This window comes from Saccharopolyspora tripterygii (genome assembly GCF_054778355.1).
The window spans coordinates 194,222-206,785 of the sequence record NZ_BAAGZP010000001.1 but is presented as its reverse complement, the minus strand read 5'-3'; the positions used below and the strand labels follow the sequence as shown (position 1 = coordinate 206,785).

Genomic DNA, 12,564 nt, shown 5'->3' with positions numbered 1-12,564 from the left:
CCGGCGGGACTAGCCTTGGTTGAGTCGGTCGTAGACCTCGACCGCGTTGTCCTTCGTGATCAATTCCGTGGGCAAGGTCTGGGTCTTGGGCACCTGCTGGCAATCGACCAGCAGCTTCTTGGCCGCCTCCACGGCCTCCGCGCCACCCGTCGGGTAGAGGTTCGTGGCCTGCAGGCGCCCTTCCTCGACCGCCTTGATGCCGCCGGACGGGATCGGCAACCCGTCGATGCCGACGAACTTCAGGTCCTTGCGGTTGGCGGCTTGCGCTGCGAGCCAGGCGCCTTCGGCCATCGGGTCGTTCTGCGAGTACACGGCCTGGATGTCCGGGTTGGCCTTGAGCAGCGCGTCCATCTTCTGCTGCCCGACCGAGCGCTCCCACTCGCCGTCGGCGGTGGCCACGACCTCGATCTTCGATCCGGCGATGCCCTGCTTGAAGCCCTCTTCCCGCTCAGCGGCGGGGGTCGAGCCGGACAGGCCCTTGATCTGGACGATCTTCCCGCCCTGCGGCAGCAGCGTGTTCTTGAAGAACTCACCCGCCTGCTTGCCGATGGCGACGTTGTCCGCGCCGATGTAGGTCGTGAACGCCTCACCGTCGACCTTGCGGTCCAGCACCACGACCGGGATGCCCTGGTTGTAGGCCTTGCGCACCACGTCGGTCAGCGGCGCCGCCTCGTTCGGCGAGATCATCAGCAGGTCGACCTGCTTGGTCATGAAGTTCTCGACGTCGGTGACCTGCTTGGAGTTGTCCTTGGCCGCGTCGGAGAACTGCACTTCCTCGAATTGGGGGACCTTCTCCGCGGCCTTGCGGATGTCGTCGTCCATCCGCACCCGGTAGGGCTCGGCCAGGTTCGCCTGGCTCATCCCGATCGTGTACTTGCCGTTGGGCCCCTCGCAGCCCTTCGTCGGATCCTGGGCCTGGACCTGCCCGGTGTTCTCGCTGGTCGTCCCGCAACCGGCGGCGCCGAACGCGACCGCGGCGCACGTGATTGCGACCAAGGACTTCGTTGTCTTGCGCATCGTGCTCCCTTCGGTGGATCTGCCTCAGGCCGTGGGGCGCAGGCGCTGCAGCGCCGCCGCAGCGACGATCACCAGACCCTTGATCAGCAGTTGCAGATCGGTGTTGACGCTGTTCAGGCTCAGGATGTTGTTGAGGATGCCGAGCAGCAGAGCACCGGCGATGGTGCCGATCACCGAGCCCCGGCCACCGGCCAGGCTGGTGCCGCCGACGACCACCGCGGCGATTCCGTCGAGCTCGTAGGCGGTTCCGTCGTTGGGGCTGCCCGCGTTGAGCTGACCAGCGTGCACGATGCCGGCCAGCGCGGCGCAGAAGCCCGCGATGACGAAAGCGATGATCTTGACCCGGTTCACGGGCACGCCGGACAGCCGAGCCGCCTTCTCGTTGCCGCCGATCGCGTACAGGTGCCGGGAGTAGGCGCTGGAGCGCAGGAACAGGATCGCGATCACGGCCACGGCGGCGAAAATCAGCGCCGGGATCGGCACCACACCGCCGAAGGTCCGCTCACCCAGCAGCGAGAACAGCATCGGGGCCTGGCCCGGCCCCTCGCCGTAGGAGATCTGGACGGTCTCACCGCCGGACCACATGCGCGCCAGCCCGCGCGCGATCTGCAGCCCGGCGAGGGTGACGATGAACGCCTGCACCCCCAGCAGCGCCACCGCCGCGCCCTGCAGGAACCCGAAGACGATTCCGGCCAGCAGCACCACGGCCACCGTGGCCCACACGCCGTAACCGCTGTTGACCATGAGCACGGCCGAGCCGACCGCCGCCAGACCCAGCACCGACCCGACCGACAGGTCGATGCCGCCGATGAGGATCACGAAGGTCAGCCCGATCGCGATGATCCCGATCTCCGAGACCGCGCGCACGATGTTGAACAGGTTCTCGCTGCTCAGGAACAGGATCTCGCCGTCGTTGCGGGGCGAGAAGATCACCGCCGCGATGAACACCGCGACGAGTCCGAAGAAGCTCTGGAACTTGAACAGGGTCTCGACGGTGTCGGTCCGCTTGGAACCCGTCTCCGGCAGGTCACCCGGTGCGGGCCGCTGCTCCGTCTGATTGCTCAATTCGCACCTCCCCCAGTGCTCTGCCCGGTGCCGACGGCCGGCCCCGGTGGGTTCCCGTTGCGATCGCCACCGGCCCGATCGCCCATCGCGGCGGCCAGCAGATCGGCCTCGCCCGCGTGAGCGGTGTCGAACTCGGCGACGCTGCGCCCGGCGCGCAGCACCACCACCCGGTGGCAGACCCCCACCAGCTCGGGGAGTTCCGAGGAGGCGAGCAGCACTCCGATGCCGCGACCGGCGATGTCCGAGAGCAACTGGTAGATCTCGGCCTTCGCGCCGATGTCCACGCCGCGCGTCGGGTCGTCGAGCAGCAGCAACCTGGGTTCGGTGCGCAGCATGCGCCCGAAGACGACCTTCTGCTGGTTACCACCGGACAGGGTGCCCACCGGGTCGGAGATGCGGCCGAGCTTGACCTTGAGCTGCTCGACGCTGCGCTGGGTCGCCCCGAGTTCGGACTTGCGGCGCACCATTCCGGCGACGCCGAGCCGGTCGAGCGTCGAGAGCACGGTGTTGGCCGTGATCGAGTGCCCGAGGACCAGCCCGGAGCTGCGCCGGTCCTCCGGCACGAAGGCGATGCCCGAGCGCAGCGCGCGACGGGGCCCGGCCGGCCGCACCGGTTGCCCGTCGAGCGTGACCTCGCCTTCCCAGGTCCCGGACGGGCCCGCGCCGTAGAGCGACTCCAGCAGTTCTGTCCGACCGGCACCTAGCAGTCCGCACAGGCCGACGATCTCGCCGCGGCGCACGGTCAGGTCGATGCCGTCGGGCTCCCGCCTGCCGACTCGCGTGCGCCTGGGCCGGACCGCGAAACCCTTGACGCGCAGCAGCTCTTCGCCGACGTCGACGGTGCGGGACTGGAAGCGGGTCTGGACCGTGCGGCCCACCATCGCTTCGGCGGCCTCCTCGGCGGTCATCTCCTGCGCGTCGAACTCGGCGACCTTGCGGCCGTTGCGCAGCACCGTGGCGCGGTCGGCGACCTGGCCGATCTCGTCCATCCGGTGCGAGATGTAGACGATGCCGGTGCCGTTGCGGCGCAGCTCGCCGATGACGCCGAAGAGCCGCTCGACCTCCGCTGTGGACAGTGCCGAGGTCGGCTCGTCCATGATCAGCACCTTCGCGTCCAGCGACAGCGCGCGGGCGATGGTGACCAGCTGCTGCTCACCGACCCGCAGTTCGCCGACCGGGCGGTTCGGGTCGAGGTCGATCCCGGTGCGGCGCAGCAGCTCCCGGGTCCGCTCGGACATCGCGCGTCGGTCCACGATGCCCAGCCGGGTGCGCGGTTCGCGTCCCAGGTGGAGGTTCTCGGCGACGCTCAGACCGGGCACCAGGTCGAGTTCCTGGTGGATCATGGCGATACCGGCGTGTTGCGCGTCCGCGGGTTTCGAGAACTGGATCGGGTGACCCTCGATGGTGATCTGACCTGTGTGGTCGCTGACGTCGCCCGAGAGCACCTTCATCAGAGTGCTCTTGCCCGCCCCGTTCTCGCCCAGCAGTGCGTGCACCTCGCCGCCGCGAACAGTGAGGTCAACCGCGTCGCAGGCGAGCACACCGCCGTAGCGCTTGGTGATGCCGGCCAGCTCGACCAGCGGTGGCGCCGTGTCCATTCCGACCCCCGTCTCGTCACTCCCGCAGGCGAGAAAACGATTGCTCGGACGCTAAGATGGCCGCACTCCCTGTGTCAAGACTCACACGCTCGACCGAGCGATACGGCATCCGTTTGGCTGCACGAAAATCACGTGATGATCACGCCGAGTTGCGTCCGAAGCATCGATCGACGTGGGGTGATGGGTCGGATCTCCCGGAGGCCTCTCGCGGCGAGGTACTGGACCGTTACCGTGGGGGATTGTGACCGCGATCCGCGAGAGCCAGAGCGCTTCGACTTCCGGTAATAGCGCGCCCGAATGGGGTGCGCGCTCCGCGTTCAGCACCGATGGGGTGCCGCTGTGGGGCGCCGTGCTGCTGGCTGCCGTCCCGACCGCGATCGGCACCGTGCTGGACACCCTGATCTGGAAACAGCCCGGTTTCATCTTCAAGACCTGCTTCTTCCTCGGTTGTCTCGCCGCGGTGCTGCTGGTGCAGCGGCGGAGCGTCTTCGGTCCGATGGTGCAGCCACCGCTCGTTCTCGGCATCGTGATGCCGGTTCTGGTGCTGATCACCGGCGCGGGCAGCACCTCCGGAGCGGGCATCGCGGGCAAAGCTCTCTCGGTCGCGCGTCCGCTGATCACCAGCTTCCCGATCATGGCCGGAGCCACCGCGGTCGCGCTCGGCATCGGGCTGCTCCGGATGTTCGTCACGCAGAAGCCCGAGACCGACGACTTCGACCTCGGCGTCGACCCCGACGCCAAGACGAAGAAGGCCAGGCCGGTACCGCCGCCGCGCAAGAAGGCACCGGCGGACGCACCGCGCAAGCGCCCCGCCGAGGACCGCGCGCCGCGCGGCGACGCGCGCAAGCCCCGCGACGACGCCCGCCGAGGCGACCGGGGCAACCCCCGCGGCGGTGACGCGCGCGGCGATCGCCGGGCCGACGGCAGGCAGCCTCGCGGCACCGGCCCGCGCGACGCCCAGGGCCGTCCGAAGGGCGACGCCCAGCGCCGCGGCGACGTGCCCGGCCGCCCCCGCCCGGCGAACGACCCGCGCGCAGGCGGGCCCCGTCCGCCCCGCCAAGGCGGCCCTGGACGGCCGCGCCCGCCGGAACCACCCCCTGGTGGCCGCCCCCGGCGGCCAGGCCCGTAGAGACACGACGAAGCCGCCCGGTTCCAGATCCGGAACCGGGCGGCTTCGCTTCTGCTCGCGTCTAGCGCGCGGGGAAGAGCGTCAGCGGACGCTCTTCGGGTTGCTCTTGTTCTCGTCGAGGTCCTTGCGGAGCTCGCGTGGGAGGGCGAAGGTGACCTTCTCGTTGGCGGTCGTGACCTCCTCGACGTCACCCCAGCCGAGCTCGGCGAGGTGGTCCAGGACCTGCAGCACCAGCACGTCCGGAACCGACGCACCGCTGGTGACGCCGACCGTGGTCACGCCCTCCAGCCAGGAGTCGTCGATCTGCGCCGCGTAGTCGATCAGGTGCGAGGCGGAGGCTCCGGCCTGCAGCGCCACCTCGACCAGCCGCTTGGAGTTCGAGGAGTTCTGCGAACCGACCACGATCACCAGGTCGCACTGCGGGGCCATCACCTTGACGGCCTGCTGGCGGTTGGAGGTGGCGTAGCAGATGTCGTCGCTGGGCGGGGCCTGCAGCGTCGGGAACTTCTCGGTGAGCTGGTCCACCCGCTCCATGGTCTCGTCGACGCTGAGGGTGGTCTGCGAGAGCCAGACGACCTTGCTCGGGTCGCGGACCTGCACCTTGTCGACGTCCTCCGGCTTGTCCACCAGCTGCACCCGCTCGGGCGCCTCGCCGGCGGTGCCCTCGACCTCCTCGTGACCCTCGTGACCGATCAGCAGGATGTCGTACTCGTCCCGCGCGAAGCGGTTGACCTCCTTGTGCACCTTCGTCACCAGCGGGCAGGTGGCGTCGATGGTGCGGAGGTTGCGGTCCTCGGCCTCCTGGTGGACGGCCGGGGACACGCCGTGCGCGGAGAACACGACGAGAGCACCTTCCGGCACCTCGTCGGTCTCGTCCACGAAGATCACGCCGCGCTCGGTCAGGGTGTCCACGACGTGCCGGTTGTGCACGATCTCCTTGCGGACGTAGACCGGCGGGCCGTAGGTCTCCAGGGCCTTCTCGACGGTGATGACAGCGCGGTCGACCCCCGCGCAGTAGCCACGGGGCTTGGCCAGCAGAACCCGCTTGGTCCGGCCGGCGTCGTCCACGGGGTCGGTTTCGGGATCGCGGGCCTCGGGCGTGGTCGTCATGCCCTCAAGGGTACGGATCGGCGCCCACCCGCTCCGCCGCCGGTCGGTGCTCACCGTCACTCCATCGGGGGGCCTTCGGGGGTTTCGGCGAGCGTCGGTCGTCGGTCACATTCCGACGTTGAGTTGATGGTCTCCGGAGGAGTTCTGGGGCAGGCTGGGCGCATGTCAGAGTTCCCCCTCCCGGTCCGGGTCGCGGCCGGTCTCGCGGCCACGGCCGTGGAGCAGGTGCGCACGCTCCCCACCACCCTCCTCGGCCTTCCGGTGACCGTGGCCAGCCAGACGCTGCAGGCCTCGATGCGGGTCCAGCAGCACATCACCGAGCTCGCGATCAAGGGCGACGAAGCGCTCGCGGTGCTGAGCACCCCCGAAGAGGAGCCGGCCTGGGCCACCTTCGACGAGGACATCGTCCCGGAGCCCGTCCCGGATCCGGAGCCGCAGGAGCACACCCTGCTCGACGACTACGACGAGCTGAGCCTGCCCCAGCTGCGCGGCCGCCTGCGCTCGTTCAGCGAAGACGACCTCGCCGAGCTGCTCGCGCACGAGGAGAGCACCGCCCAGCGCCCGGACTATGTCCGCATGCTGACCAACCGCCTCACCCGCCTCCGCGAGCAGTAGAGCCCGAGCACCGAAGCTGCTTCCTCCTTCACCACCACTCGCACCGCCGCGGGTTCTCAGCGGTTCTCCGGGGAGGACAGCCGCAGCGCCGGGTAATCGACATACTCGAGTTGCGGATCCCGGAGCCAGAGGGCCGCTGAGGTTCCGCAACTTGCACCGCCAAGCAGAATGAGCCTGGAAACGATCAATGAGGAGAAGACGCTGACTGCGCCCACCAGTGCCGAGGAACCCTGGCCGGTCCGGACCGTGGCCCGCAAGATCGCCGACTGGATCAACCGGCTCGGGCAGATCTGGGTCGAAGGCCAGATCACCCAGATCTCGATGCGGCGCGGCGCGCAGACGGCGTTCCTGACGCTGCGCGACCCCTCCGCCGACGTGTCGCTGACCCTGACCTGCTCGTCGTCGCTGCTGCGCAAGATGGACCCGCCGCTGACCGACGGGAGCCGGGTCGTGGTGCACGGCAAACCGACCTTCTTCGTCGGTCGCGGCACGCTCAGCCTGCGCGTCGACGAGATCCGGACGGTCGGCATCGGGGAACTGCTCGCGCGCATCGAACGGCTCCGCCAGCTGCTGAAGGCGGAAGGGCTGTTCGATCCGGCGCGCAAGCGGCCGCTGCCGTTCCTGCCCAACCGGGTCGGGCTGATCACCGGACGCGCGTCGGCCGCCGAGCACGACGTGCTGACCAACGCCGAGCTGCGCTGGCCCGCCGTCCAGTTCGAGGTCCGCAACGTCGCCGTGCAGGGCACCAGCGCGGTGCCGCAGATCCTCCCCGCGCTGGAGGAGCTCGACCGGATGCCCGAGGTCGACGTGATCGTGCTGGCGCGCGGCGGCGGCAGCGTCGAGGACCTGCTGCCGTTCTCCGACGAGGCGCTGTGCCGGGCGGTCGCCGCCTGCCGGACCCCGGTGGTCAGCGCGATCGGGCACGAACCGGACTCGCCGCTGCTGGACCACGTCGCCGATGTGCGCTGTTCCACACCGACGGGCGCGGGCAAGCGCGTGGTGCCCGACGTCGCCGAGGAGGGCCAGCGGATCCGGCAGCTGCGCGACCGCGCGCGGCGGGCGTTGCACGGATGGGTGGATCGCGAGCGCAGGCTGCTCGATCAGCTGCGCAGCCGCCCGGTGCTGGCCGACCCGCACGGGCCCCTGCAGCAGCGCGCCGAGCAGGTGGTGATGCTGCGCGAACGCTCCCGGCGGGCGATGAGCGCGGTGCTCACCGCGGAGGGGCACGCGCTGAGCGCAACTCGATCACGCTTGACGACCCTGGGCCCTGCGGCCACTCTGGCTCGTGGATACGCGATCGTGCAGCGCATCGAGGAGACCGACGAGGTCGACGGAGTGCTGCGGTCGGTCGATGACGCGCCTGGAGGCACCCGGCTCCGGGTGCGGGTCGCCGACGGCGCGATCCACGCCGTCGTACCGGACTGACCAAGGACTTCCACGTGCACCCGAAGCAGGAGCCCTCGTTCCTCCCCCTCACCGCGGGCGCAGCGCGCAACGCGGAGCGGGCGGACGAGGTCCAGCGCTGCGCGGAAGCCGCCGACGTCACGGCGGCGGGCACCTGGGCGGCGCTGCTCGGCGGGTGCGATTCGGCCGAGCGCAAGGACCTGCCTGGACGGCTGCGCGCGCTGATCAACGCGACCTCGGAGTACGTGGGCCCCACCTGGTGGGCCGCGTCGGCCCACCGACGTAGGGTCGCGGAAGCCCAGTTGCGCATCAACGACGCGGTGCGCGAAGGCGACGGCGCCGAGTTCGCCGAGGCGTTCGTCGGCTACGACCAGGCGATCGCCACCGCGGTGGTGTCCGTGCGAACGAATGTGGAGAGCCCTACCCCGTGACCGAGAAGCAGCAGGACGAGCACTTCGACCCGGTCGCCGAGCACCCGGAGGTCGCCGAGCTCGGGTACGAGGCGGCCCGCGATCAGCTGGCCGAGGTCGTCAAGCAGCTGGAAGCGGGCGGGCTCTCGCTGGAGGACTCGCTGGCGCTCTGGGAGAAGGGCGAAGCGCTGGCCGCCGTCTGCGAACGCCACCTCGCCGGCGCCCGGGAACGAGTGGAACGCGCCCTCGCCGCGGTCGAAGACGACTCCTGACCCAGCGTGGGGCCCAATTTCTTAAGTATTTGACGTTCACCCGGGTGACGTTCAAATACTTAAGAAATTGGGCCTCCTGGGGACGTGGGGTGGTGGCTCGTGGGGTGGTGGGGAAGTTTTCATGAAAACTTCCGCAGTCACCCGACCGGTGGGGCCGTGAGGGCGGCTTCGGCGAGGGTGCGGAACTCCGCTTCACCGGCGTTGCCGGTGATCAGCAGCCGGACGCCGTCGCGCTCGGACACCCACGCCTGCTCGTCGCGAACGCTCTGGTAGCGGACCCACTGGCGGCCGCCGACCTCGGTGGTGCCGAGCGCCTGCGGCGCCTGTCGCGTCTCGCCGGCGACCAGCTCCTCCTCGGTGGCGTTGGACTGGGCCAAGCGCAGGTACTGCGCGTCACCGGTCAGCCAGCCGACCCGGACGACCTCGGTGTGCGAGGGCAGCGTGGTGCTGTTGCTGGAGTTGGCCCGCCAGTTGGCGGGCAGCTTCGGCTCGACCACCGGGAAGTCCACTCCGGCGGTGGCCTCGCGCAGCTCGGCCTGGACGTTCACCGTGGGCACCGATCCGCTGTCGACCGCCGGGCCGTTCGGGGTGAACGAGCACTGCGTGAACAGGCCGGCCACGCCGAACGAGACCAGCACCAACGGGAGGATGGCGAACAGCATCGCCGACATCGTCCGCGGCGGGCGGGACGGCGCCGGTTGCTGGTTGCGGGGTTCAGCCACGGGACCCATGCTCTCACCGGTAGCACCGCAGCTCAGCGGGCAGGGCAAGCCGGAGTGGGCTGCCCCACGCGAGTGCTCCCCGAACCTCGATGATCTGGGAAGATCGCTGCCAACATGCCTGAGCGCGGGGCGTTTTCCCGCCGGACTCGGGCGGTACCGACGATGCCTCACAAACTCCGGAGGGCGCGATGACGCAACGACACCCGGAAGCACCCGATCGCAACCTGGCCATGGAGCTCGTCCGCGTGACCGAAGCCGCCGCGATGGCCGGTGGGCGTTGGGTGGGCAGCGGTGACAAGAACGCCGGTGACGGCGCGGCCGTGGACGCCATGCGCAAGCTCATCGGCTCGGTGTCCATGCGCGGCACGGTGGTCATCGGCGAGGGCGAGAAGGACGAAGCGCCGATGCTCTACAACGGCGAGGAGGTCGGCAACGGGCAGGGCCCGGAGGTCGACGTCGCCGTGGACCCGATCGACGGAACGACGCTGCTCAGCAAGGGCATGCCGAACGCGCTGGCGGTGCTGGCGGTGTCCGAGCGCGGCACCATGTTCGACCCGTCCGCGGTGTTCTACATGGAGAAGATGGCCGTCGGCCCGGAGGCCGCGGGCGTCATCGACATCAGCGCCCCGATCTCGGAGAACGTGCGGCGGGTCGCCAAGGCCAAGCACGTCGAGGTCTCCGACGTGACGGTGTGCGTGCTGGACCGGCCGCGGCACGAGCAGATCGTCAAGGAGATCCGCGAGGCCGGTGCCCGCGTGCAGTTCATCTCCGACGGCGACGTGGCGGGCGCGATCGCGGCGGCCCGCCCGAACAGCGGCGTCGACATGCTGCTGGGGATCGGCGGCACCCCGGAGGGGATCATCACGGCGTGCGCGCTCAAGTGCCTCGACGGCGAGATCCAGGGCCGCTTGTGGCCGCGGGACGACGAGGAGCGCGCGAAGCTCCGCGAGGCCGGGCACGACCCGAACCAGGTGCTGACCACGTCGGACCTGGTGCGCGGCGACAACATGTTCTTCGTGGCGACCGGCATCACCGACGGCGCGCTGCTGCGCGGCGTGCACTACCGCGCGGACCGCTGCACCACGCAGTCGATCGTGATGCGCTCGAAGTCCGGCACGACGCGGGTCGTCGACGCTTCGCACAAGCTCACCAAGCTGCGCGAGTACGCCGACGTGGACCTCGGCGAGACCGGCGCGTGAGGGCCGTTCTGGGGAAACCGGGAAAAACCGGCTGAACCGATCTTGATCTAGGCGGTGGCCTGCGGATTGTCCGCGGGCCACCGCCTCGTTCATGAGGGCTCTACGACCTTCGTGGGTACGCCGTGGCCGAGGGCGCCGTTAGCGTCAGCGGCCAGCCGGCCTTCGGAGCCGGGATACCCGGAGGATTCGACTCACATGCGCATTCGTTCGGTTCTCATCTCCGCGGTCGCCGCGGTCAGCGCCGTGGGCGCGCTGAGCATGCCGGCGGTCGCCGCCGGCGACGACGTCGACCCGATGATCATCGGCGGTCACGACGCGACCGAGACCTACTCGTTCATGGTCTCGCTGCAGCAGCAGGGCAGCCACCTCTGCGGCGGCGCGCTGATCAAGCCGGACTGGGTGGTGACGGCCGCGCACTGCGTTCAGGGCGGCGGTGACTTCACGGTCCGCGTGGGCAGCAACGACAACACCACCGGTGGCGAGGAAGCCGCGGTGACCAAGACCCAGGTGCACGACAGCGCCGACCTCGCGGTGCTGCAGCTGGACAAGCAGCTGTCCGCGGCGCCGATCTCGATCGCCGCCGAGTCCGGTGAGGCCGGGACCCCGAGCCGCATCATCGGCTGGGGCCAGACCTGCCCGGAGAGCGGCTGCGGCGAGGTTCCGACCAACCTGCAGGAGCTCGACACGAGCGTCGTCGACGACGCCGGCTGCACCGGCATCGACGCCGCGGGCGAGATCTGCACCGACAACCCGAACGGTGACTCCGGCGCCTGCTACGGCGACTCGGGCGGCCCGCAGATCAAGGGCACCCAGGGCAGCTGGGAGCTGATCGGTGCCACGAGCCGTTCCGGCAACGGTGACTCCACCTGCGCCACCGGCCCGTCGATCTACACCGACGTGACGGCCTTCGCCGACTGGATCAACCAGAACACCGGCAGCTGACCCGTTCAGCCCGCAGGCGCGGCACCCGGAGACGCGACGTCCCGGGTGCCGCTTCCATTTCCGGGCACGTCACGCGAGGTTCGAGGAGTGGCCCGGGAAGAGGTGGGCGTCGGGGTTGAGCTCCACCGCGATGTTGTTCACCGCCGTGGCGGCCTCGCCGAACCCGGTGGCGATGAGCTTGACCTTGCCCGGGTAGGTGGTGACGTCACCGGCGGCGTAGACGCGCGGACGGCTGGTGCGCATGGTGGTGTCGACCAGGATCGACCGCTTCTCCAGGTCCAGGCCCCAGGACTCGATGGGTCCGAGATCGGCGGTGAAACCCAGTGCCGCGACGACCGTTTGGGCGGGCAGGACTCGCCGCTCGCCTTCGACGTCGATCGCCACCTCGGTGAGCCCGGAGCCGTCGCCGCGGATCTCGGCGACCTCGGCGGGCACGATCAGGGGGATTCCCAGGGCTTCGACCTTGGCGACCAGGCCCGCGTGCGCGCGGAACCTCGTCCGCCGGTGCACGAGCGTCACGCTGCGGGCGACCGGCTGCAGGGCCAGCGCCCAGTCGAACGCCGAGTCGCCACCGCCGATGACCACCACGTCGTGCCCGGTGTGCGCGGAGAGCTCGGGGATGAAGTGCACGACACCCTGGCCGATCCACTCGCCTCCCGCGGGCAGCGGACGCGGGGTGAACTCCCCGATCCCGGCCGTGATCAGCACCGCCCCGGCCTGGACCTGCTCGCCCTCACCGACGTCGACCAGCAGCCCGCCGTCCGCGTCGGACAGCGCGACCGCCGGGCGCCCGAGCAGGTAGGTGGGGCCGTACTGCTCGGCCTGCTTGACCAGCGAGGCGACCAGGTCGCGGCCGCGGATCTCCGGGAACCCGGCCACGTCGAAGATCATCTTCTCCGGGTACATCGCCGTCACCTGGCCACCCGGTTCCGGCAGCGCGTCCACCAGCGCCACCGACATCCCGCGGAACCCGGCGTAGTAGGCCGCGAACAGCCCCGCCGGACCGGCACCCACCACCAGCAGATCGACCTCGTGCGCCATCTCGGGATCCCGTCGCCGGCTCCGTGATACGGATCTCAGG

General features: G+C 70.1%; 13 protein-coding genes. 7 read left to right on the top strand and 6 right to left on the bottom strand.

Annotated elements, in window-relative coordinates:
- Positions 1-9 precede the first annotated feature (9 nt).
- From ACYVF3_RS01130 to ACYVF3_RS01120, 3 genes are read right to left on the bottom strand one after another with little or no spacing between them, the layout of a single operon-like run.
- Positions 10-1,017: a substrate-binding domain-containing protein gene (locus ACYVF3_RS01130; protein ID WP_461152416.1), complete on the bottom strand. Its 1,008-nt coding sequence runs from the start codon at positions 1,015-1,017 to the stop codon at positions 10-12.
- Positions 1,018-1,041: 24 nt separating this feature from the next.
- Positions 1,042-2,082 carry an ABC transporter permease gene (locus ACYVF3_RS01125; protein ID WP_461152415.1) on the bottom strand — a complete coding sequence of 347 codons (1,041 nt, stop codon included), beginning with the start codon at positions 2,080-2,082 and terminating at the stop codon, positions 1,042-1,044.
- Positions 2,079-3,680: a sugar ABC transporter ATP-binding protein gene (locus tag ACYVF3_RS01120; protein WP_461152414.1), complete on the bottom strand. Its 1,602-nt coding sequence runs from the start codon at positions 3,678-3,680 to the stop codon at positions 2,079-2,081. The genes ACYVF3_RS01125 and ACYVF3_RS01120 overlap by 4 nt, the downstream gene beginning before the upstream one ends.
- Positions 3,681-3,921: 241 nt before the next feature.
- Here ACYVF3_RS01120 and ACYVF3_RS01115 point away from each other — a divergent pair, with 241 nt between their 5' ends.
- The gene (locus ACYVF3_RS01115; RefSeq protein ID WP_461152413.1) at positions 3,922-4,809 is read left to right on the top strand and encodes a DUF6542 domain-containing protein; all 888 of its coding nucleotides are present in this window, start codon (positions 3,922-3,924) and stop codon (positions 4,807-4,809) included.
- Positions 4,810-4,890: 81 nt separating this feature from the next.
- Here ACYVF3_RS01115 and ACYVF3_RS01110 read toward each other — a convergent pair whose 3' ends face one another.
- The gene (locus tag ACYVF3_RS01110) at positions 4,891-5,919 is read right to left on the bottom strand and encodes a 4-hydroxy-3-methylbut-2-enyl diphosphate reductase (protein WP_461152412.1); all 1,029 of its coding nucleotides are present in this window, start codon (positions 5,917-5,919) and stop codon (positions 4,891-4,893) included.
- Between the two features lie 162 nt (positions 5,920-6,081).
- On the opposite strand from ACYVF3_RS01110, the gene ACYVF3_RS01105 reads away from it, so the two are divergent.
- The 4 genes from ACYVF3_RS01105 to ACYVF3_RS01090 all read left to right on the top strand — a co-directional run bounded on the left by ACYVF3_RS01105 (position 6,082) and on the right by ACYVF3_RS01090 (position 8,620).
- On the top strand, positions 6,082-6,534 hold the full coding sequence (locus ACYVF3_RS01105) for a lipid droplet-associated protein (RefSeq protein ID WP_461152411.1): 453 nt from the start codon (positions 6,082-6,084) through the stop codon (positions 6,532-6,534).
- Between the two features lie 168 nt (positions 6,535-6,702).
- Positions 6,703-7,959, top strand: coding sequence for an exodeoxyribonuclease VII large subunit (gene xseA, locus ACYVF3_RS01100; protein ID WP_461152410.1), 1,257 nt, complete (start codon positions 6,703-6,705; stop codon positions 7,957-7,959).
- Between the two features lie 14 nt (positions 7,960-7,973).
- Positions 7,974-8,369 (top strand): hypothetical protein, encoded by a 396-nt coding sequence (locus ACYVF3_RS01095; protein ID WP_461152409.1) that lies wholly within the window; start codon positions 7,974-7,976, stop codon positions 8,367-8,369.
- Positions 8,366-8,620 (top strand): exodeoxyribonuclease VII small subunit, encoded by a 255-nt coding sequence (locus ACYVF3_RS01090; RefSeq protein ID WP_461152408.1) that lies wholly within the window; start codon positions 8,366-8,368, stop codon positions 8,618-8,620. The genes ACYVF3_RS01095 and ACYVF3_RS01090 overlap by 4 nt, the downstream gene beginning before the upstream one ends.
- A 137-nt stretch (positions 8,621-8,757) precedes the next feature.
- Here ACYVF3_RS01090 and ACYVF3_RS01085 read toward each other — a convergent pair whose 3' ends face one another.
- Positions 8,758-9,351, bottom strand: coding sequence for a DUF4245 domain-containing protein (locus ACYVF3_RS01085; RefSeq protein ID WP_461152407.1), 594 nt, complete (start codon positions 9,349-9,351; stop codon positions 8,758-8,760).
- 179 nt (positions 9,352-9,530) lie between these two features.
- Between ACYVF3_RS01085 and glpX the strand changes: the two genes are divergently transcribed.
- Both glpX and ACYVF3_RS01075 read left to right on the top strand, forming a co-directional pair.
- On the top strand, positions 9,531-10,541 hold the full coding sequence (gene glpX / locus ACYVF3_RS01080; RefSeq protein ID WP_461152406.1) for a class II fructose-bisphosphatase: 1,011 nt from the start codon (positions 9,531-9,533) through the stop codon (positions 10,539-10,541).
- A gap of 195 nt (positions 10,542-10,736) precedes the next feature.
- Positions 10,737-11,483 (top strand): S1 family peptidase, encoded by a 747-nt coding sequence (locus ACYVF3_RS01075; protein ID WP_461152405.1) that lies wholly within the window; start codon positions 10,737-10,739, stop codon positions 11,481-11,483.
- A 69-nt stretch (positions 11,484-11,552) separates the two neighbouring features.
- Here the strand turns inward: ACYVF3_RS01075 and ACYVF3_RS01070 are convergent, their stop codons facing one another.
- The gene (locus ACYVF3_RS01070) at positions 11,553-12,524 is read right to left on the bottom strand and encodes an NAD(P)/FAD-dependent oxidoreductase (RefSeq protein WP_461152404.1); all 972 of its coding nucleotides are present in this window, start codon (positions 12,522-12,524) and stop codon (positions 11,553-11,555) included.
- Positions 12,525-12,564 lie beyond the last annotated feature (40 nt).